The 24,006-nt window shown below is 76.3% G+C and carries 25 protein-coding genes; 8 read left to right on the top strand and 17 right to left on the bottom strand.

Annotated features, from left to right (window positions below; translation table 11 throughout):
* Positions 1–11 precede the first annotated feature (11 nt).
* Both ACI78R_RS14550 and ACI78R_RS14545 read right to left on the bottom strand, forming a co-directional pair.
* A complete protein-coding gene (locus ACI78R_RS14550) occupies positions 12–365 on the bottom strand; it encodes a nuclear transport factor 2 family protein (RefSeq protein ID WP_457041227.1) in 354 nt (117 codons plus the stop codon).
* Positions 365–1,330 (bottom strand): alpha/beta hydrolase, encoded by a 966-nt coding sequence (locus ACI78R_RS14545; protein ID WP_457041226.1) that lies wholly within the window; start codon positions 1,328–1,330, stop codon positions 365–367. Before ACI78R_RS14545 ends, ACI78R_RS14550 begins: the two co-directional genes overlap by 1 nt.
* Before the next feature lie 103 nt (positions 1,331–1,433).
* On the opposite strand from ACI78R_RS14545, the gene ACI78R_RS14540 reads away from it, so the two are divergent.
* Together ACI78R_RS14540 and ACI78R_RS14535 are read left to right on the top strand one after the other, a co-directional pair.
* Entirely contained in the window at positions 1,434–1,937 is a 504-nt protein-coding gene (locus ACI78R_RS14540; RefSeq protein WP_457041225.1) for a MarR family winged helix-turn-helix transcriptional regulator, read from the top strand.
* Between the two features lie 16 nt (positions 1,938–1,953).
* The gene (locus ACI78R_RS14535; RefSeq protein WP_457041224.1) at positions 1,954–2,757 is read left to right on the top strand and encodes an MBL fold metallo-hydrolase; all 804 of its coding nucleotides are present in this window, start codon (positions 1,954–1,956) and stop codon (positions 2,755–2,757) included.
* A 24-nt stretch (positions 2,758–2,781) separates the two neighbouring features.
* Here the strand turns inward: ACI78R_RS14535 and ACI78R_RS14530 are convergent, their stop codons facing one another.
* The 3 genes from ACI78R_RS14530 to ACI78R_RS14520 are packed head-to-tail and all read right to left on the bottom strand — an operon-like array spanning position 2,782 to position 4,511.
* Positions 2,782–3,261 (bottom strand): SRPBCC family protein, encoded by a 480-nt coding sequence (locus ACI78R_RS14530; RefSeq protein ID WP_073420893.1) that lies wholly within the window; start codon positions 3,259–3,261, stop codon positions 2,782–2,784.
* The gene (locus ACI78R_RS14525) at positions 3,258–3,608 is read right to left on the bottom strand and encodes an ArsR/SmtB family transcription factor (RefSeq protein WP_073420892.1); all 351 of its coding nucleotides are present in this window, start codon (positions 3,606–3,608) and stop codon (positions 3,258–3,260) included. Before ACI78R_RS14525 ends, ACI78R_RS14530 begins: the two co-directional genes overlap by 4 nt.
* Before the next feature lie 54 nt (positions 3,609–3,662).
* Positions 3,663–4,511 (bottom strand): endonuclease/exonuclease/phosphatase family protein, encoded by an 849-nt coding sequence (locus ACI78R_RS14520; RefSeq protein ID WP_457041223.1) that lies wholly within the window; start codon positions 4,509–4,511, stop codon positions 3,663–3,665.
* A 189-nt stretch (positions 4,512–4,700) separates the two neighbouring features.
* On the opposite strand from ACI78R_RS14520, the gene ACI78R_RS14515 reads away from it, so the two are divergent.
* Positions 4,701–5,162 (top strand): hypothetical protein, encoded by a 462-nt coding sequence (locus ACI78R_RS14515; RefSeq protein WP_457041222.1) that lies wholly within the window; start codon positions 4,701–4,703, stop codon positions 5,160–5,162.
* 137 nt (positions 5,163–5,299) lie between these two features.
* Here the strand turns inward: ACI78R_RS14515 and ACI78R_RS14510 are convergent, their stop codons facing one another.
* Entirely contained in the window at positions 5,300–6,595 is a 1,296-nt protein-coding gene (locus ACI78R_RS14510) for an amidohydrolase family protein (protein ID WP_457041221.1), read from the bottom strand.
* Positions 6,596–6,674: 79 nt separating this feature from the next.
* Here ACI78R_RS14510 and ACI78R_RS14505 point away from each other — a divergent pair, with 79 nt between their 5' ends.
* Genes ACI78R_RS14505 through ACI78R_RS14495 form a run of 3 tightly spaced genes read left to right on the top strand, consistent with a single transcriptional unit; the run spans position 6,675 to position 8,661 of the window.
* Positions 6,675–7,376: a DedA family protein gene (locus ACI78R_RS14505; RefSeq protein ID WP_073420888.1), complete on the top strand. Its 702-nt coding sequence runs from the start codon at positions 6,675–6,677 to the stop codon at positions 7,374–7,376.
* A complete protein-coding gene (locus ACI78R_RS14500) occupies positions 7,373–8,032 on the top strand; it encodes an HAD family hydrolase (protein WP_073420887.1) in 660 nt (219 codons plus the stop codon). The genes ACI78R_RS14505 and ACI78R_RS14500 overlap by 4 nt, the downstream gene beginning before the upstream one ends.
* Positions 8,029–8,661: an alpha/beta hydrolase family protein gene (locus ACI78R_RS14495; protein ID WP_457041220.1), complete on the top strand. Its 633-nt coding sequence runs from the start codon at positions 8,029–8,031 to the stop codon at positions 8,659–8,661. Before ACI78R_RS14500 ends, ACI78R_RS14495 begins: the two co-directional genes overlap by 4 nt.
* A gap of 175 nt (positions 8,662–8,836) precedes the next feature.
* On the opposite strand, the gene ACI78R_RS14490 is transcribed toward ACI78R_RS14495, so the two are convergent.
* The 8 genes from ACI78R_RS14490 to ACI78R_RS14455 form a co-directional block, all read right to left on the bottom strand.
* Complete coding sequence (locus ACI78R_RS14490; RefSeq protein ID WP_073420885.1) at positions 8,837–9,901, bottom strand: SRPBCC domain-containing protein; 1,065 nt, start codon at positions 9,899–9,901, stop codon at positions 8,837–8,839.
* A gap of 94 nt (positions 9,902–9,995) precedes the next feature.
* Complete coding sequence (locus ACI78R_RS14485) at positions 9,996–10,853, bottom strand: FAD binding domain-containing protein (protein WP_457041219.1); 858 nt, start codon at positions 10,851–10,853, stop codon at positions 9,996–9,998.
* A complete protein-coding gene (locus ACI78R_RS14480; protein ID WP_457041218.1) occupies positions 10,850–13,342 on the bottom strand; it encodes a xanthine dehydrogenase family protein molybdopterin-binding subunit in 2,493 nt (830 codons plus the stop codon). The genes ACI78R_RS14485 and ACI78R_RS14480 overlap by 4 nt, the downstream gene beginning before the upstream one ends.
* Entirely contained in the window at positions 13,339–13,848 is a 510-nt protein-coding gene (locus ACI78R_RS14475; protein WP_457041217.1) for a (2Fe-2S)-binding protein, read from the bottom strand. The genes ACI78R_RS14480 and ACI78R_RS14475 overlap by 4 nt, the downstream gene beginning before the upstream one ends.
* A 217-nt stretch (positions 13,849–14,065) precedes the next feature.
* Positions 14,066–15,295 (bottom strand): MFS transporter, encoded by a 1,230-nt coding sequence (locus tag ACI78R_RS14470; protein WP_457041216.1) that lies wholly within the window; start codon positions 15,293–15,295, stop codon positions 14,066–14,068.
* 55 nt (positions 15,296–15,350) lie between these two features.
* Positions 15,351–16,664, bottom strand: coding sequence for a GAF domain-containing protein (locus ACI78R_RS14465; protein WP_457041215.1), 1,314 nt, complete (start codon positions 16,662–16,664; stop codon positions 15,351–15,353).
* A 94-nt stretch (positions 16,665–16,758) separates the two neighbouring features.
* Complete coding sequence (gene mftF, locus ACI78R_RS14460) at positions 16,759–18,207, bottom strand: mycofactocin biosynthesis glycosyltransferase MftF (RefSeq protein ID WP_457041214.1); 1,449 nt, start codon at positions 18,205–18,207, stop codon at positions 16,759–16,761.
* On the bottom strand, positions 18,204–18,743 hold the full coding sequence (locus tag ACI78R_RS14455; RefSeq protein WP_457041213.1) for a cysteine hydrolase family protein: 540 nt from the start codon (positions 18,741–18,743) through the stop codon (positions 18,204–18,206). The genes mftF and ACI78R_RS14455 overlap by 4 nt, the downstream gene beginning before the upstream one ends.
* Positions 18,744–18,833: 90 nt before the next feature.
* On the opposite strand from ACI78R_RS14455, the gene ACI78R_RS14450 reads away from it, so the two are divergent.
* Positions 18,834–19,847, top strand: coding sequence for an iron-siderophore ABC transporter substrate-binding protein (locus ACI78R_RS14450; protein WP_457041212.1), 1,014 nt, complete (start codon positions 18,834–18,836; stop codon positions 19,845–19,847).
* A gap of 21 nt (positions 19,848–19,868) precedes the next feature.
* Here the strand turns inward: ACI78R_RS14450 and ACI78R_RS14445 are convergent, their stop codons facing one another.
* The 3 genes from ACI78R_RS14445 to ACI78R_RS14435 all read right to left on the bottom strand — a co-directional run bounded on the left by ACI78R_RS14445 (position 19,869) and on the right by ACI78R_RS14435 (position 23,377).
* Positions 19,869–21,365 carry a purine-cytosine permease family protein gene (locus tag ACI78R_RS14445; RefSeq protein WP_457041211.1) on the bottom strand — a complete coding sequence of 499 codons (1,497 nt, stop codon included), beginning with the start codon at positions 21,363–21,365 and terminating at the stop codon, positions 19,869–19,871.
* 63 nt (positions 21,366–21,428) lie between these two features.
* Complete coding sequence (gene mftE / locus ACI78R_RS14440; RefSeq protein ID WP_457041210.1) at positions 21,429–22,112, bottom strand: mycofactocin biosynthesis peptidyl-dipeptidase MftE; 684 nt, start codon at positions 22,110–22,112, stop codon at positions 21,429–21,431.
* Positions 22,112–23,377 (bottom strand): multidrug effflux MFS transporter, encoded by a 1,266-nt coding sequence (locus tag ACI78R_RS14435; protein ID WP_457041209.1) that lies wholly within the window; start codon positions 23,375–23,377, stop codon positions 22,112–22,114. The genes mftE and ACI78R_RS14435 overlap by 1 nt, the downstream gene beginning before the upstream one ends.
* A gap of 122 nt (positions 23,378–23,499) precedes the next feature.
* Between ACI78R_RS14435 and ACI78R_RS14430 the strand changes: the two genes are divergently transcribed.
* Positions 23,500–23,991 carry a pyridoxamine 5'-phosphate oxidase family protein gene (locus ACI78R_RS14430; RefSeq protein WP_457041208.1) on the top strand — a complete coding sequence of 164 codons (492 nt, stop codon included), beginning with the start codon at positions 23,500–23,502 and terminating at the stop codon, positions 23,989–23,991.
* Positions 23,992–24,006: the final 15 nt, after the last annotated feature.

Below are 24,006 nucleotides of genomic sequence, written 5' to 3'. Positions count from 1 at the left end.
CCCGCCCTGCGTCAGGCGTCGAGCACGGTCCAGAGCCGGGCGATGCGGCCGTCCGCGACCTGGGCGACGTCGAGACCGCCGAGCACCGGCTCCGCGCCCGGCGGGCCGAGGCGCCACGGCCGCATCCCCAGGTCACCGACCCCGCGGAAGGGCCCGGCCGGGGTGAAGACCAGGCCCGGCCCCTGCGCCAGCAGCCCGGTGACCGTGGCCGCCAGGTCCTCGCGCCCGCGCACCGTGCGGCCGTCGTCGGTGAAGACGACGTCGTCGGTGAACACGTCGGCGATCGCCGCCGCCCGTCGCTGCGGGTCCGGCTCGTTGAAGACCTCCTGCAGCATCCGCTCCAGGAGCTCCTCCGCCCCGGCCATCAGTCGGTGCCGAGGACGCCGCGCAGGAACGCGATGCCCTGCTCGATCGCCGCCTGCGCGGCGAACGTGTGCCGCAGCGGGTTGAGGCCGACGAAGTCGTGGATGATCCCGCCGTAGCGGACGGCGGTGACCGGGACGCCGGCCGCCCGCAACCTGGCGGCGTAGGCCTCGCCCTCGTCGCGCAGCACGTCGGCCTCGGCCACGATCACCAGCGCCTGGGGCAGCCCGGCGAGGTCCTCGGTCGAGGCGCGCAGCGGCGAGGCGGTGATCTCCGCGCGCTGCGCCTCGTCGGTCGTGTACTGGTCCCAGAACCAGCGCATGCCCTCGCGGGCGAGGAAGTACCCCTCGGCGAACTGCTCGTAGGAGCCGGTGTCGAACGACGCGTCGGTGACCGGGTAGTAGAGGAGCTGCCCCCGGAACTCCACCCCGCCGCGCTGCTTGGCGAGGATCGTGGCGACCGTGGCCATGTTGCCGCCCACCGAGTCGCCGGCGACGGCGAGGCGGGAGGCGTCGAGCCCGTGCTCCGGGCCGTTCATGGCGATCCAGTCGGCGACGGCCCAGACCTGCTCGATCTGCGTCGGGTAGCGGTGCTCGGGCGCCAGGTCGTAGTCGGGGAACACGACGGCGGCCTGCACGCCGACGGCGAGCTCGCGCACCAGCCGGTCGTGGGTGACGGGGCCGCCGAAGACCCAGCCCAGGCCGTGCACGTAGAGGACGACGGGCAGCGGCCCGGTGGCGCCCCGCGGCCGGACGATGCGCACCCGCACCTCGCCGGTCGGGCCGCCGGGGACGGTGAGGTCCTCGACGTCGGCGGGCGCGAGGACCGGCGGCGGGTCGGTCTGCACCGCGACGGCGATCTCGCGACCCTTCTCCGGGGCCAGCTGGTAGAGGAACGGCGGGGTCGAGTTGGCGTCGGCGAACGCCTGCGCGGCGGTCTCGAGGACGGGCGGGACGGGCTCGGACATGGTTGCCTCTCGGCTCGAGGACGACGGATCGCGGTCCGGGGTCGACGCTGACGGGGCCGCCGTCCGGAAAGTTACATGACATGTCACGCAATGGGGAGGGCCGGTGCTCACCGACGAGCAGCAGGAGACCTGGTTCGCCTACATGCGGGTGTCGCTGCGGCTGGCCTACGAGATGAACCACCAGCTGCAGACCGACAGCGGCCTGTCCCTCGCCGACTACGACGTCCTCAACGCCCTCGCCGACTCCCCCGGCCGGCGGCTGCAGACCAGCGCCCTGGCCACCCGCATCTCCTGGGAACGCAGCCGGCTGTCCCACCACCTCAAGCGGATGGGCGGGCGCGGCCTGGTGGAGCAGGCCCCCTCGGCGCAGGACCGGCGGGCCACCGACGCCGTCCTCACCGACGCCGGGCTCGCCGCGCTGCGCGCCGCCACGCCGGGCCACGCCGCGCTCGTCCGCCGGCTGTTCTTCGACGGGCTGGACCCGGCCCAGCTCCCGGCGCTGCGCGCGGCCCTGGAGGCCGTGCACGAGCAGGTGGTCGAGCACGGCACCCTGCCCCGGCCGCCGGCGCACCAGCACCGGCTGCCCGGGTTGCAGACCGGCGGGTGACGGGTAGCGGGGAGCCATGGCCGGCCCCGCGGACGACGTCACGCTGACCTTCGGCGGCAACGCGACGACGCTGCTGCGGCTCGGCGGCTTCACGCTGCTCACCGACCCGAACTTCATCGGCCGCGGGCAGCGCGTCTACCTCGGCAAGGGCCTGTTCGCCAAGCGGCTGACCGACCCGGCGCTGCTGCCCGGCGACCTGCCCGACCTCGACGCCGTCCTGCTCTCCCACCTGCACGGCGACCACTGGGACCGGATCGCCTACGCGAGCCTCGACACGGCCACGCCGGTCGTCACCACGCAGGCCGCCGCCCGGACGCTCGCCTCGCGGGGCTTCTCCGCCACGGCGGACCTGCGCCCCTGGCAGGTGCACGAGCTCACCCGCGGCGAGGAGACGCTCCGGATCACCTCGGTGCCCGGCGAGCACGGCCCGGGAGTGCTCGCTCGGGTGCTGCCGCCGGTCATGGGCAGCGTGCTGGAGCTGCTGCGCGGCGGCGAGGTGACCTGGCGGGGCTACGTCACCGGGGACACGCTCTACCGCCCGTACCTGGCGGAGGTGCTGCAGCGCTGCGGGCCGCTCGACGTCGTCGTCCCCCACCTCGGCGGGACGAAGGCGCTGGGCTTCACGGTGACGATGGACGGCCGGCAGGGCGCCGACCTGGTGGAGCTGTTGCGGCCGCCGGTCACGGTGCCGGTGCACTACGACGACTACGACCGGTTCGCCTCGCCGCTCGGCGACTTCGTGCGGGAGGTCGCCGAGCGGCGGGCGCCCGGGGAGGTGCGGGTGGTGCAGCGCGGGGAGACGATCTCGCTGCGCGCCTGACGCGGCGCCCCCGCGCCCGGCCGCTCAGCGCGCCAGCACCTCGTCGAGGCGCTCGTAGCCCTGGACGACGCCGACCTCCATGCCGCTGGCCAGCATCGCGTCGCGGTCGGCGAAGGAGTCGCACAGCGACGTCGAGGTCAGCCGGGTGCGGCCGTCGCCGAGGTCCTCCAGCACGAGCTTCTCCAGCGCGACGCCGTCGGGCATGCCCTCGAAGGTGAAGGTCTGCACGATCCGCTCGTCGGGGCGGACCTCGTGGAAGGAACCGTGGAAGGCGTACTCGCCGTTCGCGTCGCTGTGCACGTAGCGGTAGGAGCCGCCGGTGCGGCAGTCGTAGTGGTCGATGCGCATCTCCAGCCCGCGCGGACCGAGCCACTGCACGACCAGCTCCGGGTCGGTGTGCGCCCGGAACACCTTGGCCGGCGGGGCGTCGAACTCGCGGGTGATGCGGATGAGCGGGACGTCGGGGTCGGCGGCGATCCGGGTCTCGCGCGTGCTCGTGGTCATGACGGGTTCCTCTCCTGGGGTGGGTCCTCCGGCATGCCCGCGAGGACGTCGTCGAGGCGGCGGTAGCGCTCCTCGGCCTGCCGCCGGTAGCGCTCGATCCACTTCGTCATCAGGTCGAACACCTCCGCCTCCAGGTGCACCGGGCGGCGCTGCGCCTCCCGGCTCCGGCTCACCAGGCCGGCGTCCTCGAGCACCCGCAGGTGCTTGGAGACCGCCTGCACGGTGACGTCGTAGGGGGCGGCGAGCTCGCCGACCGTCGCGTCGCCGACCGCGAGCCGGGCGACCATGTCGCGCCGCGTCGGGTCGGCCAGCGCCGCGAACACCCGGGAGAGCGGATCTGCCGCCACCTCTCGACCTCCTCGTTCAACCAAGTGGTTGCAGACGACGGTAGGACCGTCCGCTCACGTTGTCAACCATCCGGTTGAGGAGGCCCAGGTGCCCGGCGGGTGGTCCGGGAGCGCGAGGTCGGCGACGACGCCGCAGTGGTCGCTCGCCCACACGCCGCCGACGGGCTCGTCGAGCACCCGGGCGCACGCGGTGACCTGCAGCGTCGGCCCGTGGACGCCGGCGCGCACCAGCACCCAGTCGATCCGCCGGCTCACGGCGGTGGCCACCTCGCCGGCCCGCACCAGCGGGTTGCGCGCGTCGAAGGTGGGCCCGGGGTCGCCGGGGTGCAGCGTCTCCCAGGCGTCCTGGTAGCAGACGCTCGTGCCGTCGAGCGACCGGCGGCCGCGCCAGAACTGCATGCTCGCGGCGTCGGGGGTGGCGTCGCAGTCGCCGAGCACCACCACGTGGTCGGCGGTGCCGGTGAGCCTCTCCAGCGTGCGCGCGGCGGCGAGGGCCTGCCGCTCCCGCTCGCCCTCGTAGCCGAACTGCCAGCTCGGCTTGTGGTGGGCGACCAGGGTGCGGCCCACCGCGGTGTCCACCTCGACGACGAGCGTGGCGCACCAGGCGAAGTCGCGGGCCCGCTCGGTGCAGCGCTGGTCGACCTCCTCGACCACCCGGTGCGGCGCGCGGGTGGCCAGCACCCCGCCGACGCCGTCATCCGCCGCCCGCGAGAACGGGGTGACGGTGTAGCCGGACCCGAGGAGCTCCTCCACCGTGCCGCCCGCGACCGGCACCTCCTGCAGGGCGACGACGTCGGCGTCCAGCCGGCGCAGCGTCTCCCCGGTCAGCGCGCTGCGCCGTCGCCAGTCCGGGTTGGCCGGGCCGAGGACGTTCATGGTCAGGACCCGCAGGGACGCCGCCATGCCCGCGCAGTCAACCCGAGCGGGCGCCCGTCCTCCAGCCGCCGTCGCACGCCGGCGCTCCCCGGGTCCTCCCCCGGTCGGACGGCGGGCGGCCCCGCGGATCGTCCCGGCGGCCGACGCGCGCAGCGACCGGCGCGGACGACGCTCGTCCCGCCACCACGACGGTGGCCGAACGGGAGGAGGTCCGCGGTGCGCGGGACGGTCGGCGCGGTGCTCGGCGGGGCGGTCGCGGTGGCGGCGACGGCGGTGGCCGGGGTGCTGGTGGCGATGCCGGCGGGCGTGCACGGCGCCGGGGCGGTGCTCGCCGAGCTGCAGGGGCACACGGAGACGACCTCCCGCGACGACGCGGCGCGCGCCCCCGAGGGCTCGGTGCCGTTCTGGACCCGCTCGGTCGGGACCGACGTGACCGTCGTCCGGCCGGGCGAGGCGTACGGCGAGGACGACGGCAGCGTGCGCGCGGACATGGCGCTCGCGGCCGGGACGACGGCGCCCGGGTCGTGCACCCCGCTGGCGCACCCCGGCATGCCGTGGGACGGCGGCGGCTCCTGGCCCGACCTGACCGGCGAGCAGGCGCTGCTGTGCGACGGCTGGGTCACCGTCGTCGTCGACGGCCACCTCTACGCCTGGACGGGACCCGCCCCGCAGGCCTGACCTGCGTCCTCCGGTCCTGGCCCACCTGCGCGGGTCCTGGCTCACCGCAGCGCCTCCTGGCTCACCGCAGCGCCTCCTGGCTCACCTCCGGCGGTGAGCCAGGACGCAGCACGATCAGGCGGCCTGATCGTGCGAGGTCAGCCGGCCAGGCGCGCCGCCCGGACGGCCACCTCGGCGCGCAGCGCGCCGGCGTCGACGGTGGTGACCGCCCCCTCGGCGACCACCTGGCGCCCGCCCACCCACACGTCGCGCACCTGCCGCGAGACGCCCGACCAGACCAGGTGGGTGAGCAGGTCGGCCGGGTCGCCGACGGGCTCGAAGCCGAGGTCGCCGGTGTCGACGTGCACCAGGTCCGCGCGCCGCCCGGCCTCCACCTGCCCGAGGTCGGGCCGGCCGATCGCGTCGGCGGCCCCGCCGGTGGCCAGCCAGAACGCCTCGGCCGCGGTCAGCGCGAGGGCCGACCGCTCGCGCAGCCGCGCCAGCGAGGCCGCCAGCCGCACCTCGGCGAGCAGGTCCAGCCCGTCGTTGGACGCCGGCCCGTCGGTGCCCAGGCCCACCCGGAGGCCGCGGTCGAGCATGTCCCGCAGCCGCGCGACGCCGCTGGCGAGCTTGGCGTTGCTGGCCGGGCAGTGCGCGACGGCGACGTCGTACTCGCGCCACAGCTCGAGGTCGCCGTCGTCCATGTGCACGCAGTGCGCGGCGAGCACCCGGCCGCCGAGGACGTCGTGGGCGGCCAGCAGCGCCGGCACCGACAGCCCGTGCTCGGCGAGCAGGTCGGCGCCCTCGGTCGCGGTCTCGGCCACGTGCAGGTGCAGCAGCATCCCGTGCTCACGGGCCAGCTCGGCCGCGCGGCGCAGCAGGGGCAGCGGCACGGTGTAGGCCGCGTGCGGGCCGAGGCCGTACTCGACGCTGCCGTCGTCGGGCACCCCCCGCGCGAGCTCCACCGCGGCGGCCAGCTGCTCCTCCAGCGGCGGCATGCCGGGCAGCGGAACCATCGGCGCGGCGATCACCGCCCGGGCGCCGGTGGCGCCGACCGCCGCGGCGATCCGCGCGGGCTCGAAGTACATCTCGACGCTGGTGGTCACCCCGCCGCGCAGCATCTCCGCCGATGCGGCGGTCATCGCCACCTCGACGTCGTCGGGGGTCAGCCGGGCCTCGCGCGGCCACATCACCTCGCGCAGCCAGCGGTCCAGCGGCAGCCCCTCGCCCTGCCCGCGGAACAGCACCATCGGCGCGTGCGAGTGGCTGTTGACCAGCCCGGGCACGAGCAGGCCGGGCAGCGCGACCACCTGGGCGTCGCCGGCCGGCGGGGCGTCGGCGGCCGGTCCGGCCCACGCGATCCGGCCGTCCTCGACGTCGACGACGGCGTCCGGGACGACGGTGCCGGCCCGGTCCCCCACGATCACGGCCCGGGCGGTGAGTCGCTGGCGCATGGCGGAACGCTAGCCCCACCGGCCCCCGTGGTCCGGCAGCGTCCGGGCGACCCCCCGGAGGCCCCTCTACCGTGGTCGCATGTCGTTCCTCGCCGCCGCGTCCTCCGACCAGGGCGGGATCACCGGCTGGCTGCTCCAGCTGGTCGAGACCCTCGGGCCCCTCGGCGTCGGGTTCTCCATCCTGCTGGAGACGGTCATCCCGCCGATCCCCAGCGAGGCCGTGCTCGGCCTGGCCGGCGTGCTGATCAACAGCGGCGAGATGTCGATCGTGCCGGTCATCCTCTTCGCCACCCTGGGCTCGATCCTGGGGGCGATCTTCTTCTACTACGTCGGCCGGGCGCTCGGCCCTCGCCGCTCGCACGCCTTCCTCGACCGGCTGCCGCTGGTGGAGACCGCCGACGTCGACCGGACCTTCGCCTGGTTCGAGCGGCACGGCCGCTCGGCGGTGTTCTTCGGCCGCATGGTCCCGATCGTGCGCAGCTTCATCTCCGTGCCGGCCGGCGTCGTCCGGATGCCGTTCCTCCAGTTCGTCCTCTACTCCGCCGCGGGCAGCCTGATCTGGAACAGCCTGCTGGTGACCCTCGGCGTCGTCGCGGGCGACTTCATCCAGGACAACCTCAAGTACTTCGACTACCTGGTCGCGGCCGTGGTCGTCCTGGGCGTGGGCTGGCTGGTCTACAAGCGGGTCAAGGACATCCGCCACCACCGCCGCCGGCAGACCACCGCCGGCCGCACCGAACCCGGCCGCCCCGGGGACACCGGCGACAGCACGACGGCGTGACCTCCCGGCCCGACGTCGTCGCGTTCGACGTCAACGAGACGCTGCTCGACCTCGCGCCGGTCGCCGCCGCGCTGGTCGAGCACGGGCAGCCCGAGGGCCTGCTGCCCACGGTCTTCGCCCGCACGCTGCACACCGGCACGGCGGCCACGGTCGCCGGGCTCCGGGTGCCCTTCCGCGCGGCCTTCGAGTCGGCGCTGGCGCAGCTGACCGACCTCTCCGAGCGCGACCGCGGCCGCGTCGCCGACAGCTTCCTGGAGCTCTCGCCGCACCCCGACGTCGAGCCCGCGCTGCGGCGGCTGGCGGAGGCCGGCGTGCGGGTGGTGACGCTGTCGCACGGGTCGCCGGGCGTGGCCGAGGCCGGGCTGGAGCGCGGCGGGATCACGCCGCTGGTGGAGCGCACGCTGACCAGCGAGACGGTGCAGGCGTGGAAGCCCTCCCGGGAGGCGTACGTGTGGGCGGCCGGCGTCTGCGGGGTGGCGCCCGCGCGCATGGCGCTGGTGGCCGCGCACGCGTGGGACGTCCACGGCGCGGAGCGGGCGGGCCTGACCGGCGCCTGGTTCCCGCGCGCCGAGCGCGTCTGGGCGCCAGCGCTGCCCGCCCCGTCGGTGGTGGCCGCCGACCTCGCCGGGGCGGTCGACGCGCTGCTCGCGCGGTGAGCCCGCCGGTCCTCGTCGACACCCCGCTCGGCCCGGCCGCGGTGCGCGCCGCCGGTCCGGGCTCCGCCGTCGGCACGCTGGTGCTGGGGCACGGTGCGGGCGGCGCGACGGACGGGCCCGACCTGCTCGCCGTCACGGCCGCGGCGGCCGCGGCCGGCTGGCGGGTGCTGCGGGTGGACCAGCCGTGGCGGGTGGCCGGCAAGCGGATCGCGCCGGCACCCCCGCAGCTCGACGTCGCCTGGACCGCGGTGCTCGAGGCGCTGCGCAGCGGGGGCGTGCTGACCGGGCCCCTGGTGGTCGGCGGCCGCAGCGCGGGGGCGCGGGTGGCTTGCCGGACCGCGGCGACGCTCGGTGCCGACGGCGTGCTGGCGCTGGCGTTCCCGCTGCACCCGCCGGGCCGGCCCGAGCGCAGCCGGGCCGATGAGCTGCGGGCGGCCGGCGTGCCGCTCGCCGTGGTGCAGGGCGGGACCGACGCGATGGGCCGGCCGGAGGAGGTCGCCGCCGCGCTGGCGGGCGTGCCGGCGGCGTCGGTGCACCCGGTGCCGGGCGACCACTCGCTCGGGAAGGACCCCGACGCGGTGGCCGCAGCGGCGCTCGCCTGGCTGGAGCAGCTGCCCCTCAGGTGTTGACCATCGGACGGTCGCCGCTCGCCGCGGCGTGTCCGCGCGTGTCGGCGGCAACGAGCCGATGATCAACTCGAGCGGGCGCCCCTCCTCGAGTCGATCATCGGATGCGTGCACGGGACACGCGCCGGCACGCCGGCCGGCCGTGCACGCATCCGATGATCACGGTCGCGCAGCGGCCTCAGCGGCGGCGCCGCCGGAACGCCAGCACCACGAGCAGCAGCACCGCCGCCACCGCGGCCCCGGGCGCCGCGTAGCGCGCCATCGCGGCCCCGCCGGCGACCTCCAGCAGGTCGATCGGCTCGGGCTCGGCGGCCGGCTGCGGCCGGGGCGCGGCGGACGGGGTGCTCCGCGGCGGGGCGCCGGTGGCCGGGCGGCCGGGAGGAGCCGTGTTGCCCGACGGCGGCGCGCTGGGCGCCCGGCCGGCGGACGGCGCGGCGGGCGTCCCGCCCGAGGACGGGGCGGTGTCCGACGACGCCGGGGCGGTGTCCGACGTCGCCGGCGCGGTGTCGGCGACCGCGGGCACCGGCGCGGTGTCCGTGGCGCCCACCGGGGTGATCGGCCGGGTGGGCGGGTTGGCCGCCGCGGTGTCGGCGTCGGCCGTCAGCGAGTCGGTGGCCGACGCGGCGGCCTCGCGGGCCTTCGTGCCGGCCGAGCGCACGGCCTCGGCCACGGCGTTGTCCCCCGGGGTCTGCTCGACCGACTGGGCGACCTCCTCCGCGACGCCGGTGGCGGTCGCGGCGGCCCCCGCGACGGCCCCCGTGGCGGCGCTCCCGGCCCGGTCGGCGTCGCCCTGGGCGTCGCCCTCGCCGAGCTGGGCGGCGAGCTTGTCGGCGAACTGGCCGAGCAGCTTGTTGCCGACGTCGGTCATGACCCCGCGGCCGAACTGGGCGGGCCGGCCGGTGATGTTGAGGTCGGTGAGCACGTCGACGCGGGTGACCTGGCCCTCGGCGAGCAGCTTCGCGGTGATGGTGGCCGCCGCGGTGCCGTTGCCGCGCTGGTCCTTGCCGCGGGCGTCGATGACCGCCCGGTGCGCGGCCTCGTCCTTCTCCACGAACGACGCCTTGCCCTGGTAGGTCAGGTTGATCGGGCCCAGCTTGACCTTCACCCGGCCGGTGAAGTCGTCACCGGTGACCGAGTCGAGGGCGGCGCCGGGCATGCACGGGGCGATCCGCTCGATGTCGAGGAGCACCCGCCAGGCCTCGTCGACGGGGACGGGGACGGTGAAGGAGTTCTCCAGCTGCACGGTGCGACCTCCGGGGGTGGGAACGGACCTCGGCCGGTCCGCCCGGGTGGGCGGGCCGGCCGAGGGGACGGGCGGAGCCGGGGTTGGGGCGAAACTACAACCCGGCGGCGGTGGCGACCGCCCGGCGAGTGAGCACCTGCGCGAGGTGCTCGCGGTAGTCGGCCTGGGCGTTGAGGTCGCTGCTCGGGCTGGTGCCCTCGGCCGCCGAGCGGGCCGCCTGCGCGACCGCGTCCGGCGACGCCGCGGCACCGGCGAGGGCGGCCTCGGTGGCCGACGCCCGCAGCGGGGTCGGGCCCATGTTCGTCAGCCCGATCCGCGCCTCGGCGATGTGCCCGTTCTCCCGCCGGACCGCCGCGGCGACCGCGACGATCGACCAGGCCTGCGCCACCCGGTTGAACTTCTCGTACCGCGCGCCCCAGTCCCCGGCGAGCTTCGGTACCCGGATCTCCACGAGCACCTCGCCCTCGTCGAGGGTGGTGGTGAGGTAGTCGACGAAGAACTCCGACGCCGGCACCGTCCGCCGTCCCGAGGGCCCGGCGATCACCATCTGCGCATCGAGGGCGAGCGCCACGGCGGGCAGGTCGCCGGCCGGGTCGGCGTGCGCCAGCGCGCCGCCGAAGGTCCCGCGCCGGCGGGTCTGCCGGTCGGCCACCGTCTCGGTCGCCTCGGCGATCAGCTTCGCGTGCTGGGCGATCAGCGGGTCGGTGACCACCTCCGCGTGCGTGGTCATGGCGCCGATCACCAGCGCGTCGCCCTCGTCGCGGACGCCGCGCATCTCCGCCACCCGGCCGAGGTCGACGACGGTCTCGGGCGCCGCCAGCCGCAGCCGCATGACCGGGATGAGCGACTGCCCGCCGGCCATGATCTTGACGTCCTCACCGCCCTCCGCGACCGCCTGGACGGCCTCGTCGACGGTGGTCGGCCGGACGTACTCGAACGCGGCGGGGATCACCGGTCACCTCCGAGGGACGAAGCAGGGGTCGAGACACCGGTCGTGGACTCGGTGGAGGCGCCGCCGTAGGCGTTGGTGCCGGCCGCGGCCCGGTCGCCGCCGTCGCCGCCCTGGTGGATGGCCCGCCAGACCCGCTCGGGGGTCAGCGGCATGCGGATGTCGCTCACGCCGAGGTGCCGGACGGCGTCGAGCGCGGCGTTGACCACCGCCGGGGTGCTGGCGATGCAGCCGGCCTCGCCCACGCCCTTGGCGCCGATCGGGTTGCCCGGCGCCTCGTGCACCGTGTTGCCGGTGTCGAAGTGCGGCAGGTCGGCGGCCGAGGGGACCAGGTAGTCGACGAAGGTGCCGGTGGTGAGGTTGCCGTCGGCGTCGTAGACGGCCTCCTCGTACAGCGCCTGCGCGATGCCCTGGGCCAGCCCGCCGTGCACCTGCCCCTCGACGATCAGCGGGTTGACGATCGTGCCGACGTCGTCGACGCACGCGTACTTGCGGATCTTGACGAACCCGGTGTCGGTGTCGACCTCCATGGCGCAGATGTGCGTGCCGTGGGGGAAGGAGAAGTTGACCGGGTCGAAGGTCGCGTCGGCGTCGATCGAGGGCTCGATGCCCTCCGGGTAGTCGTGCGCGGCGAAGACGGCGAGCGCGATCTCCTGGATGGCGAGCGAGGCGCCCGGCGTGCCGCGGACGGAGAACCTCCCGTCCGCGAACTCCAGGTCGTCCTCGTTGGCCTCGAGCAGGTGCGCGGCGACCTTCCGGGCCTTGGCGACCACCTTCTCCGCGGCCTTCACCACGGCGGTCCCGCCGACGACGAGCGAGCGCGAGCCGTAGGTGTCGAGGCCCTTGGTGGCGATCGCGGTGTCGCCGTGCAGCACCTCGACGTCCTCGAAGGGCACCCCGAGGGCGTCGGCGACCAGCTGGCTCCACGCCGTCTCGTGGCCCTGCCCGTGCGGGGTCGAGCCGGTGACCACCTCGACCTTGCCCGTCGGCAGCATCCGGATGGCCGCGTGCTCCCAGCCGCCGGCACCGAAGGACAGCGACCCGAGCACCCGGCTGGGCGCGAGGCCGCACATCTCGGTGAAGGTGGAGAAGCCGATGCCGAGCTGCACCGGGTCGTTCGACTCCCGGCGGCGGCGCTGCTCCTCGCGCAGCTCGTCGTAGCCGATCAGCTCGAGCGCCTGCTGGGTGGCGGTCTCGTAGTCGCCGCTGTCGTACTCGAGGCCCGCCACCGTGGTGAACGGGAACTCCTGGGCCTGGATCCAGTTCTTCCGGCGCAGCTCCAGCGGGTCCATGCCGAGCTCGACGGCGAGCTCGTCCATGATCCGCTCGATGGCGAAGGTCGCCTCGGGCCGGCCGGCGCCGCGGTAGGCGTCGGTGGGCACCTTGTTGGTGAAGACGCCGTCGCACTCGAAGCGGTAGGCCGGGAACTTGTAGATCGCCGGGAACATGAAGGCGCCGAGCGCCGGCACGCCGGGGGTGATCAGCCGCAGGTAGGCGCCCATGTCGGCGAGCAGCCGCACCCGCAGGGCCTTGACGTTGCCCTCGCGGTCGCTGGCGATGTCGACGTACTGGATCTGGTCGCGGCCGTGGTGGGCGGTCATCAGCGACTCGCTGCGCGTCTCGGTCCACTTCACCGGCTTGCCGAGCCGCCGCGCCACGAGCAGCGCGATGACCTCCTCCGGGTTGACCTGCAGCTTGCCGCCGAAGCCGCCGCCGACGTCGGGGGCGATGACGCGCAGCTTGTGCTCGGGCACGCCGGTGACCGAGGCGAGCATGACGCGCAGGATGTGCGGCACCTGGGTGGCTGACCACATCGTGTAGTTGTCGCCCTGGGGCTGGACGACGACCGAGCGGGGCTCCATGAAGGCCGGGATCAGCCGCTGGTTGACGAACCGGCGGCTGACGACGACCTCGGCGTCGGCGAACGCCTGCTCGGTGTCGGTGCCCGTGCCGGCCTCGCCGGCGTCGAAGACGAAGTGGTAGCTGGTGTTGGACTGAGTGTGGTCGTGACAGAGGTCGGCGTCGGCCTTGACCGCCTCCTCCATGTCGAGGACCGGCGGCAGCGGCTCGTAGTCGACGTCGACCAGCTCGATCGCGTCGGCGGCCGCGGCCCGCGAGCGGGCGATGATCACCGCGACGCCCTCGCCGACGTGGTTGACCTCGTCGACGGCGAGCGAGGGGTGCCCGGGGTTGACCATGTCCGGGGTGACCGGCCAGGCGCAGGGGATGGAGCCCTGCTCGTCGGCGATGTCGCGGCCGGTGAAGACGGCGACGACGCCGGGCGCGGCCTTCGCGGCGCTGACGTCGATGCTGCTGATCTTCCCGTGGGCCACGGGGCTGCGGACCACGGACATGTGCAGCATCCCGGGCAGGACCATGTTGTCGGTCCAGGTCGTGCGCCCGGTGATCAGGCGCGCGTCCTCCTTGCGGCGGCGCGCCTTGCCGACCTCCTTCTCGACGGCGGTGGTCGCCGGGTCCTCGGTGAGGGTCATGCCTGCGCTCCGGTGGTCTCAGGGGCGGCGGAGGAGGTGGACGTCATCTCGCCCGCGGCCTGCTGCACCGCGCGGACGATGTTCTGGTAGCCGGTGCAGCGGCAGAGGTTGCCCTCGATGCCCTCGCGGACCTCGGCGTCGCTCGGGTCCGGGTTCTCCTTCAGCAGGTCGATCGAGGCCATGATCATCCCGGGCGTGCAGTAGCCGCACTGGAGACCGTGCATCTCGTGGAACGCCTTCTGCACCGGGTGCAGGGCGCCTCCGGGCTCCGCGATGCCCTCGATGGTGGTGACCTCGGCGCCGTCGGCCTGGACCGCGAGGACGGTGCAGGACTTCACCGCCTGCCCGTCGAGGTGGACGGTGCAGGCGCCGCAGTTGCTGGTGTCGCAGCCGACGACCGTCCCGACCTTGCCCAGGGCCTCGCGCAGGTGGTGGACCAGCAGCGTCCGGGGTTCGACCTCGTCCGTGTACGTGACGCCGTCGACCCGCATGCTCACCCGTGTCATGGATCCTCCGCTCCGTTGCAGGGCGCGTGGCGCCCGGCCCGCCGGGCGCTCTCCGGCGGAGTCTGGCAACGGGAGAGTGACTTAGGCCACGCTTACCTGCGGCGGAGGGAACAGCCGAGCCGCGGATGCGGGCTCTCCTGGGGGCGAGACCCGCATCCGCGGAGGCCCTGCGGGACGCGCGCCCGCAGGAGAGAGGTTGCAGCGCTGTTGCAGCGCCTCAGGCGGCGACGAGGGCCCGCAGCTCGCGGCGGCGGAGCACGGCGCTGGCCGCCAGCGCGGCCAGGCCGAGGACCGCCAGGCCCGCCCCCACCAGGCTCGGCGCGGTGTAGCCGTACCCGGCGGCGATGACGACGCCGCCGAGCCACGCGCCGAGGGCGTTCGCCGCGTTGAGCGCGGAGTGGTTCAGCGCGGCGCCGAGCATCTGCGCCTCGCCGGCGACCTCCATGAGCCGCAGCTGCAGGCAGACGACCAGCGTGGAGGCGGCGACGGCGAGCAGGAAGATGCCGGTCAGCAGGGTGGGGCCGGAGCCGGCGGCCGGGCCGACCAGCAGGAGCAGCACGGCGAGGGCGACCAGCGTGCCCACCAGCGACCGGAACAGCGCCAGGTCGGCGAGCCGCCCGCCGAGCGCGGTGCCGATGACGCCGCCGACGCCGAAGGCGAACAGGACCCACGGCACGGTGCCGCGGGACAGCCCGGTGACCTCGGTGGCCAGCGGCGCGACGTAGCTGTAGACGGCGAACATGCCGCCGAACCCGACGGTGCCGACCGCGAGGGTGAGCAGCACCTGCGGCCGGCGCAGCGCGCCCAGCTCGGCGCGCACGGTGGCGTCGCGGTCGCCGGGGCGGGAGGGGACGACGGCGAGCACGGCGGCCACGGTCAGCACGGCGAGGACGACGACGGCCCAGTACGCCGCGCGCCAGCCCAGCGTCTGGCCGAGCCAGGTGGCGGCGGGCACGCCGGCCACGTTGGCCACCGCGAGGCCGAGCATCACGGTGCTCACCGCGCGGCCCCGCAGCTCGGCGCCGACCAGCGAGGCGGCGACGAGCGAGGCGACGCCGAAGTACGCGCCGTGCGGCAGGCCGCTGACGAAGCGGGCGAGCAGCAGCGTGGTGTTGCCGGGGGCGAGGGCGCTGAGCGCGTTGCCGACGAGGAAGGCGGCCATGAGCCCCACGAGCAGCGCCCGGCGGGGCAGGCGGGCGCCGAGCGCGGCCAGCACCGGGGCGCCGACGACGACGCCGAGGGCGTAGGCGGAGATGACGTGCCCGGCGGCCGGGATGCTCACGCCGACGCCGGAGGCGATGTCGGGCAGCAGGCCCATCGTGACGAACTCGGTGGTGCCGATGGCGAAACCGCCGAGCGCCAGGGCGACCAGCGCCACGGCCACCCGCGGGGTGGCCAGCGTGACGGGACGGACGGGGGCGGGCGGGGCGGCGGCGCGGGCACTCACGTAGCCGTGCCAAGTCCGCGTCGCCGGGCGGCATTCCCGAACCGGCGCGTCCGGATCAGGCCCGGGCGCCGCGCCGCAGGGAGAGGAGGTGGCCGGCGACGGCGCCGCGGCGGGGCGAGCCGGCCGGCAGCGCCTCGAGGCAGGCCTGCCAGACGGCGACGTCGTCGCGGGCCTCGGGCAGCGCCGTCCACCGCAGCAGCAGCTCGGGACGGCGGCTGCGCAGCACCGCGGACCGCAGCGCGGCGGCCGTGCGGCGGCGGGCCGCGACGACGCCGGGTGCGCACGAGCGCGGCAGCACCGGCCCGGGGTAGCGGTCGAGGGCGGCGCCCACCGCGCCCCGGTCGAGCAGAGCGCGCACCCGGTCGAGGTCGGTCTCCAGCGGCCCGAGCAGCCGGTAGGGGCGGGACCCGACGAGGTCGGCGCCCACGAGGCGGCGCAGCCGGGACAGCTCGGCGCGGACGGTGACGGCGGCGGTGTCGGCGGCGTGGCACTCGGCGGCCAGCTGCTCGGTGGTGCGCCCCTCCCCCGCGGCGGCGGCCTCGGCGAGCAGCAGGAGCAGCTCGGAGTGGCGCAGCGAGAGCTCCAGCGGCCCGCGCGGCGTCGTCAGCCGGGCACGCTCGCGGCCGAGCACCTCCAGCAGCGGCGCGGCGGCCCGGACGGGCGCCGGCCGGGCCGGGCCGCGGGCCTCCTCCTCGCGGTGCAGCCAGCGCAGCTCGGACTCGACGGCGGCCACCGTGGCGCGCACGAGGGTGAGCACGTGCGGGCTGGCCACGTGGTCGCCGCCGGTGACGTCGATGGCGCCGAGCAGGACGCCGGTGACCGGGTGGTGCACGGGCGCGGCCGAGCAGCTCCACGGCTGCACGGGACGGCGGTAGTGCTCGCTGCCGTAGATCTGCACCGGGTGGTCCAGCGCCAGCGCCGTCCCGGGGGCGTTGGTGCCGGCCACCTCCTCCGACCAGCGGGCGCCGGCGACGAAGTGCATGCCCTCGGCCAGGGTGCGCAGCCGCCGGTCCCCCTCGACCCACAGCATCCGGCCCTCGGCGTCGGTGACCGCGACGATCATGCGGTCGGCCTCGGCGTCCTCGACGAGCAGCCGGCGGATCACCGGCAGCACCGGCGCGAGCGGGTGGGCGGCGCGGTAGGCGACCAGGTCGTCGTCGAGCAGGTCGACCGGCGGGTGCTGGCCATCGGGGTCGACGCCGCTGCCCAGGCTGCGCCGCCAGGAGTCCCACACCACCTCGCGCACGGCCGACCGGGGCGGCGGGGAGCCGCGGGTCACCAGCGTCTCGTGCGCGGCCCGCAGCCGGCGGGTGTGCGCCGGCGACGGCCGTCCCCCGGGCAACGCGAGCCACGGGCTGACGGCGGTCACGGCACGCTCCCGGGGCTGAGGGACATGGTGCGCCCATGGTGACCCGGATCGCACCCCCGGCGCCAGGGGACCGCCGCGGGGGTCCCGCCGCAGGTCAGGCGGCCGGTGGGCGGACGGGCAGCAGGCACCGGGGGTTGCGGGCCCGCAGCGCGCCGGCCCACAGCCCCGCGCCGTAGGCGAGGTCCTCCAGCCGGCGGGCCGCGGCGAAGCGCGGCAGGTCCACCTGCCCGCGGTGCGGCCACCACCCCAGGACGGCGTCGGCCGCGGCGACGGCGACGGCCGCCCGGCGGGCGCGGCGGGAGACGGCGGCGGCCGCGACGGTGAGCGGCCAGTGGTGGCGGGTGGCCGAGCGGGCGAGCGTGCGGGCGCCGGCGGCGGCGCCGCGCAGCACCAGCCCGGCGGCCCGGCCGTACGGCGGACGCCCGCCGGCCGGCGCCAGCCGGTGCGCCAGGCGCGCCGCGGCGACGCCGAGGACGCCGGCCGCGGCGACCCGGCCGCCGCGCCCGGCCAGGGCCAGCCCGAGCGCCGCCGCCGACCACGGGCTGATGACCACCGGGGCCACGAGCGCGCCGTGCCGGGCGGCCAGCGGCGCGGCCCCGGTGCCGTAGAGCGCGCGGCGGCGCAGCCACGCAGCCGTCGCGGACGGGTGCTCGTGGGCCACCCGCGCGGCCGGCTCGTAGCGCACCCGCCACCCGGCCGCGGCCAGCCGCCACACGAGGTCGACGTCCTCGGCCACGCGCATCCGCTCGTCGAAGCCGTCGCCGAGCGCCGCCCGCCGGGCCAGCAGCGCCGCGCTCGGCAGGTAGGACAGGCCGGTCAGCGGCGCGACCGGGCCGGGCGCCGGGCCCATGTCGAGGGCGCTGACCGCGGTCTCGTAGGCGCAGAGCCAGCCGGGGCGCTCCGGCGGCAGGGCGGTGACGCGGGGGGCGACGACGGCCAGCCGCGGGTCGGCGAGGTGCGGCAGCAGCACGTCGAGCCAGCCGGGGACCGGGACGACGTCGGAGTCGAGGAACGCCACGGCCTCGGTGGTCGCGGCGCGCAGGCCGGTGTCGCGGGCCGCGGCCGGGCCCCGCGAGCTCGGGTGGCGCAGCACCTCCACGCCCGCGGGGGCCAGGGCGTCGGTGAGGGCGGCGGCGAGCGCGGCGGGGTCGGCCGAGCCGTCGTCGACGACGAGCACCCGCACCCCGGCGGTCGACGGGTCGGCCCGCAGCGCGGCCAGCAGCCGGGCGACGCCGTCGGGGCGGTCGCGCACCGGGACGACCACGGTGACGTCGTCCGGGCCGGGCGCGGGGCCGGCGGGCTCGGGCACCGCGACGCCGGCGTCGAGCAGTCGGCCCGCGAGCGCCGCGGTCCGCGCGTCCGCCACGGTCAGCCGGTCGCCGTCGAGCAGGCGGCGGGCGGCCGGGGAGAGCCGCAGCAGGCGCAGCGGCGAGCCGCCGACCAGCGCCGTCCCGTCCTCCACCCGCCGGGTGCCGGGGGCGAGGCGCACGGCGTACCCGTCGGGCAGCCGGGCGTCCGGCGGCGCGGGGTGGACCGGGGTCACCGGCCCAGGAGGTCGGCCGTGGTGGTGAGCTCGACGAGCGGGGCGTAGAGGTCCATGAGGTGCAGGGCGCGCTCGTGCTCGTCGTCGGAGGAGCCGGCGCACGCGTCGGTGACCACCCGCACCGGGACGCCGGCGTCGGCGGCGGGCAGCACGGTCGAGACCACGCAGCAGTCGGTGGCCACACCGGCGACGGTCAGCGGCCCGCCGCCGACGACCTCGGCGAGCTCCGGGCCCCACTTGCCGAAGGTGGTCGCCGTCTGCACGAGCGCCGGGCCCGGGTCCTCGACCAGCTCGTACAGCGGCGCGTCGGGCGGCTGCAGCGCGAAGGGGTACCGGTCGTAATAGGCGGCCCACGCGCCCTGCGGCTCGGCCGGCGCGACGAACCGGGTGAACACGACGCGCTCCCCGAAGGCCGCGACCAGCCGCCGGATGCGCGGGCGGACCTCCTCGAAGCGCGGTGCCGTCCACGGGGAGTCGGGGTCGCCGAAGACCCGCTGGAGGTCGACGACGACCAGCCAGCCGGAGAGATCTGCCACGGCCGGACCCTAACCAGCCGCGCCGCCCGGCCGGTCCGGCGGGGACGGGTCAGGTTAGGCTGCCCTTCCTTTCTACCGAGGAGTACCGCGATGCCCCACGCCCTGTCCCGGCGGGCCGCCCTGCTGGCGGCCGCCCTGACCACCGCCGCGTCGCTGGCCGCGTGCGGCTCCGACGACGGCGGCTCGTCGGCGGGGTCGTCGGCCCCCGCGTCGGGCGGGGGCGAGGCCGGTGCCTTCCCCGTCACCGTGAGCACCGCCTTCGGCGACGTGGAGATCGCCGAGGAGCCGCAGCGCGTCGTCGCCCTGGGCTGGTCCGACGCCGAGACCGCGCTGTCCCTGGGCGTGCAGCCGGTCGGCGCGAGCGACTGGCTGGGCTTCGGCGGCGAGGGCGTGGGCCCGTGGGCCGAGGGGCTCTACGACGAGGCGCCGGAGATCATCGAGACGCTGGAGCCGAGCCTGGAGGCCATCGCGGCGCTCGACCCCGACCTCATCCTCGACACCCGCTCCGACGGCACGCAGGAGCGCTACGACTCGCTGTCCGCGATCGCCCCGACCGTCGGCGCGCCCGAGGGCGTCGACGCCTACCAGACCACCTGGCAGCAGCAGCTGGAGCTGGTCGGCCAGGCGCTGGGCCGCACCGAGGAGGCCGAGCAGCTGCGGGGCGAGGTCGAGCAGGCGTTCGCCGACGCCGCCGCCGAGCACCCGGAGTTCGACGGCACCGAGGTCGCCGTCGGCGCCTACACCTCCGAGGGCTTCGGCGCCTACGTCCGCGGCGACACCCGCGTCGACTTCATGGAGGCGCTCGGCTTCACCAACAAGCAGGCCATCCAGGACCTCGCCACCGAGAGCTTCTTCGTCCCGGTGTCCGAGGAGCAGGTCTCGCTGCTCGACGCGCCGCTGACCGTCGCCTTCCCGATCTTCGTCGACCCGGCGCAGATCACGTCGAACCCGCTGTGGCAGACGCTGGGTTCGGTGCAGCAGGGCAACGCCGTCGTCCTGGAGGACGAGACGCTGGTCAACGCCTTCTCCAGCGGCTCGGCCCTGGGCCAGCAGTACGCGCTCGAGAACGCCGTCCCGCTGTTCGCCGAGCCGCTGCAGGACTGAGGCCCTCCAGGGCTGAGCCGCTCAGTACGCAGGAGGCCGTCCCGGCACCGCCGGGGCGGCCTCCTGCCGTCGCACGGCCCCGCGGCGCAGCGCGAGCGCGCCGAGCAGGCCGACGGCGAACGCGGCCAGGACGCCGAGGTTGGCGAAGGCCCAGGCGCCCTCGCGCCCGCCGAGCCCCAGCGGGCCGAGCAGGTAGCCCTGCCAGGTCAGCCACCCCGCCGCGCCGTTCGTCACCAGGCCCCAGCCGAGCACGGTGCCCGCCGCCAGGAGCAGCAGCGGGACCGCCGGCGCCGCGCCGTAGCGGCCGCGGGCGTCGTAGAGGTCGGCGTCGGAGTAGTCGCCGCGGCGCAGCGCCAGGTCGCCCAGGAAGACGCCGCACCAGGCCGCGACCGGCACGCCCAGGGTGATGAGGAAGCCCTGGAACTGGACGGAGAAGCTCGCGTCGGCGAGGAACACCACCCAGATCGCGCCGAGCACCATGAGCGTGCCGTCGATGCCCGCGGCGACCGGCCGGGGCACCCGCACGCCGGCGGCCAGCAGCGACAGGCCGGACGAGTAGATGTCGAGCAGCGCACCGCCGACCAGGCCGAGGACGGCGACGACGACGAACGGCACGAGGAACCAGGTCGGCAGGAGCGAGGCCAGCGCGCCGATCGGGTCGCCGCCGACGGCCGCCGAGAGCTCCGGGTCCGACGCGGCGAGCAGCAGGCCGGTGGCCAGCAGCAGCACCGGCGCGAGCGCCCCGCCGACCGTCGTCCAGCCGACGACGCCGCGGGTGGACGCCGCGCGCGGCAGGTAGCGGGAGTAGTCGGCCGCGGCGTTCACCCAGCCGAAGCCGTAGCCGGTCATCGCCAGCACCAGCGCGCCGACGACGGCCGCCATCGAGCCCGCGGGCGCCGCGCCCACCGCCGACCAGTCGACCTCGCCGGCGACCAGGGCCACGTAGACGACGGTGAGCACGCCGCTGACCACGGTGATCACCCGCTGCATGCGCATGATCGCGTCGAAGCCGAGCACGCCGCCGGCCACGACGAGCAGCGCGACGACGACCAGCGCCACCGCCTGCGTCGCCGTCCCGCCGCTCCAGCCGAGCTCGGTGAAGACGGTCGCGGTGGCGAGCGTCGCCAGCGAGACCAGCACGGTCTCCCAGCCGACGGTCAGCACCCACGACAGGACCGCGGGCACCCGGTTGCCGTGCACGCCGAACGGCGCCCGGCTGAGCACCAGGGTGGGCGCCGAGCCGCGCTTGCCGGCGATCGCCACGAGCCCGCAGAGCAGGAACGACACGACGATGCCGACGACGCCGGCCACCAGCGCCTGGGCCGCGGAGATGCCGAAGCCGAGCAGGAACGAGCCGTAGGCCAGGCCCAGGACGCTGACGTTCGCGCCGAACCACGGCCAGAACAGCGACCGCGGGGCGCCGTGGCGCTCCTCCTCGGCGATGACGTTGATGCCGTTGGTCTCGACGGCGACCCGCGGCGCCGCCGTGTCGGTCCCCGTGTCCTGCCGCTGGGCCACTCGGCTCTCCTCCCCGGTCGGTGTCGCCGGTCATCCTGACGTCCCGGGCGCGGGGCGGCCCGCTCAGCCCAGCCGGCCGTCGTCCCCCACGTCCCAGCGGGCGGCGGCCGCCGCCAGCCGCGCGGCCATCCCCGCGAGCAGCCGCGCCCCCTCGTCCGCCGTGGCGCCGGCGGGGTCGCCGAGCACGCCGGTGGGGCTGACGCCGCGCACGCCCTCGGCCCGCAGGCGGGGCAGCAGCTCGGCGACCGGCGTCGTCACGCCCGGGACGGACCGGTCGGTCCGCACCGCCGCCGGTTCCACGTGCAACAGCAGCGAGGTCTCGGTCCGCCCGGCGTGCGCGTCGCCGGCGGGGACGGCGCAGGGGAACCAGGCGGCGTCGCGGCCCTCGGCGCGCAGCAGCGGGACGGCGCGGCGCAGGGCGTCGAGGTTGCCGCCGTGGCCGTTGACCACGAGCAGCCGCCCGGCCCAGCGGCAGGCGGAGCGGCCGTACTCGACGAGCAGCGCGGCCAGCGCCTCCGTGCCGATCGAGACGGTGCCCGGGAAGCCCTCGTGCTCGCCGCTGGCGCCGTACGGGACGGCCGGGGCCAGCACGCCGTCGAGGCCCGCCGCCCGCGCCACGGCCTCCGCGACGACGGTGTCGGTGGCCAGCGGCAGGTGGTGCCCGTGCTGCTCCACCGACCCGAGCGGGACGACGAGCAGCGGCCGCCCGGGGAGCTCCGGCCACACGGCGCCCGCCAGGTCGGGCACTAGCCGGCCTGGGCGGGGGCGTCGGCCTCCACGGGCAGCTGCCAGGGGCGGACGACGGCGAGCAGCACGGCCATGGCGAGCACCAGCGCGGCCACCACGACGACGCCCATCGCGACGGCGTCGTTGCCGAGCACGCCCACCAGCGGGGCCACGACGGCGCCGACGCCGAACTGCACCGCGCCGAGCAGCGCCGCGGCGGTGCCGGCGGCCTCCCCGTGCCGGCTGAGCGCCAGGGCGGGTGCGTTGGGCAGCGCGAGGCCGCACGCGGCCAGGACCGCCCACAGCGGCAGCACGATGGCCCACAGGCCGCCGGTGCCGGTGGCGGCCAGCGCGACCAGGACGACGCCCGCCAGGGCGCCGCCGGCAACGCCGGTGACCAGGACCTGCGCCGGCGAGAACCAGCGCAGCACCACCGGGTTGAGCTGGGTGGCGGCGATCAGCCAGAAGGCGCCGGCGCCGAAGAGCAGGCCGAACTGCTGCTCGTCGAGGCCGAACTCGTCCTGGAAGACGAAGGAGGAGCCGGAGACGTAGCTGAACAGCCCGGCCATGGTCAGGCCGGCCACCAGCACGAGGCCGACGTAGGCGCGGTCGCGGAGCAGGCCGCGGTAGCTGCGCAGGGTGCCCGCGAACCCGCTGCTGCGCCGCCGCTCCGGCGGCAGCGTCTCCCGGACGGCGTACCTGCCGAGCACGAGCAGGCCGACGCCGTAGAGCCCGAGGACCAGGAAGACCCCGCGCCAGGACGTGAAGCGCAGCACCTCCCCGCCCACCGTGGGCGCGAGCACCGGCGCCGCCCCGAGCACGAGGAACAGCCGGGAGAGCATGGTCGCGGCGGCCCGGCCCTGGAACAGGTCGCGCACGACGGCGAGGGCGATCACCGCGCCGGCCGCCGTGCCCATGCCCTGCAGGAACCGCAGCAGGCCGAGCACCTCGATCGACGGCGCGACGAGCACCAGCAGCGAGGCGACGACGTGCAGCGCCGTGCCCGCGATCAGCGGCCGCTTGCGGCCCAGCGCGTCCGACAGCGGCCCCAGCACGAGCTGGCCGAGCGCGAGCCCGACGAGCGTGCCGGTGAGGGTCAGCTGCACGGTGGCCGCGGAGGTGCGCAGGTCGTCGGCGACGGCCGGCAGCGCCGGCAGGTACATGTCCACCGTGAGCGGGCCGAGGGCCACGAAGGCCCCGAGCGTGAGGGCGGTGCGTGCCGTCCCGGGCCGGTTCGTCGTGCCGGGAGCCGCGGTGGCGGCGGGCCGGTCCTGGGTCGTGGTCACGGAGAGGCGAAGGCGCCCCGGCGCCGGTGCATTCCACCGAGCCGGGGTGTTCACGGAACGGTTCCCCTCCCGACATGCCCGGGGGCCGGTGTCAGCGCCCGGATCCGGGGAAGGGCAGGGACATGACCACCGACTCCCCGGACGCCATCCGCAAGGTCGCCGAGATCCTCAAGGACCAGCGACTCGGCTTCCTCACCACGACCATGCCCGACGGCCGGCTGACCAGCCGCCCGATGGCCCTGCAGGAGGTCGAGTTCGACGGCGACCTCTGGTTCTTCGCCGAGCAGGACGCCCCCTGGCTCACCCACATCGCCTCCTCGCCGCAGGTCAACGTGGGCGCCGGCTCCGGCGGCAGCTGGATCTCGCTGACCGGCACCGCGCAGGTCACCGCGGACGTCGCGAAGAAGAAGGAGCTGTGGAACAAGGGCGTCGAGGCCTGGCTGCCGCAGGGCCCCGAGGACCCGTCGGTCGTGCTGGTGAAGGTGCACGGCGACACCGCCGAGTACTGGGACTCCCCCGGCAACCGGCTGGCGACGGCGCTGAGCTTCGTCAAGGCCAAGGCCACGGGCAGCCAGCCCGACACCGGCGAGAAGGACGTCGTCGACCTGCCCTGAGGCAGGACGGGTGCG

The sequence above is a fragment of the Geodermatophilus sp. SYSU D01106 genome, from assembly GCF_054049995.1.
Note: the sequence above shows the minus strand (reverse complement) of the source record. Positions and strands in the feature narration are given on the sequence as shown.

Coding starts and splice junctions, on each gene's coding strand:
- ACI78R_RS14535 (WP_457041224.1), top strand. CDS start 1,954: ATGGCCGGCCCCGCGGACGACGTCACGCTGACCTTCGGCGGCAACGCG.
- ACI78R_RS14450 (WP_457041212.1), top strand. CDS start 18,834: ATGCCCCACGCCCTGTCCCGGCGGGCCGCCCTGCTGGCGGCCGCCCTG.
- ACI78R_RS14505 (WP_073420888.1), top strand. CDS start 6,675: ATGTCGTTCCTCGCCGCCGCGTCCTCCGACCAGGGCGGGATCACCGGC.
- ACI78R_RS14545 (WP_457041226.1), bottom strand. CDS start 1,330: ATGTCCGAGCCCGTCCCGCCCGTCCTCGAGACCGCCGCGCAGGCGTTC.
- ACI78R_RS14475 (WP_457041217.1), bottom strand. CDS start 13,848: ATGACACGGGTGAGCATGCGGGTCGACGGCGTCACGTACACGGACGAG.
- ACI78R_RS14520 (WP_457041223.1), bottom strand. CDS start 4,511: ATGGCGGCGTCCCTGCGGGTCCTGACCATGAACGTCCTCGGCCCGGCC.
- ACI78R_RS14550 (WP_457041227.1), bottom strand. CDS start 365: ATGGCCGGGGCGGAGGAGCTCCTGGAGCGGATGCTGCAGGAGGTCTTC.
- ACI78R_RS14530 (WP_073420893.1), bottom strand. CDS start 3,261: ATGACCACGAGCACGCGCGAGACCCGGATCGCCGCCGACCCCGACGTC.
- ACI78R_RS14430 (WP_457041208.1), top strand. CDS start 23,500: ATGACCACCGACTCCCCGGACGCCATCCGCAAGGTCGCCGAGATCCTC.
- ACI78R_RS14480 (WP_457041218.1), bottom strand. CDS start 13,342: ATGACCCTCACCGAGGACCCGGCGACCACCGCCGTCGAGAAGGAGGTC.
- ACI78R_RS14510 (WP_457041221.1), bottom strand. CDS start 6,595: ATGCGCCAGCGACTCACCGCCCGGGCCGTGATCGTGGGGGACCGGGCC.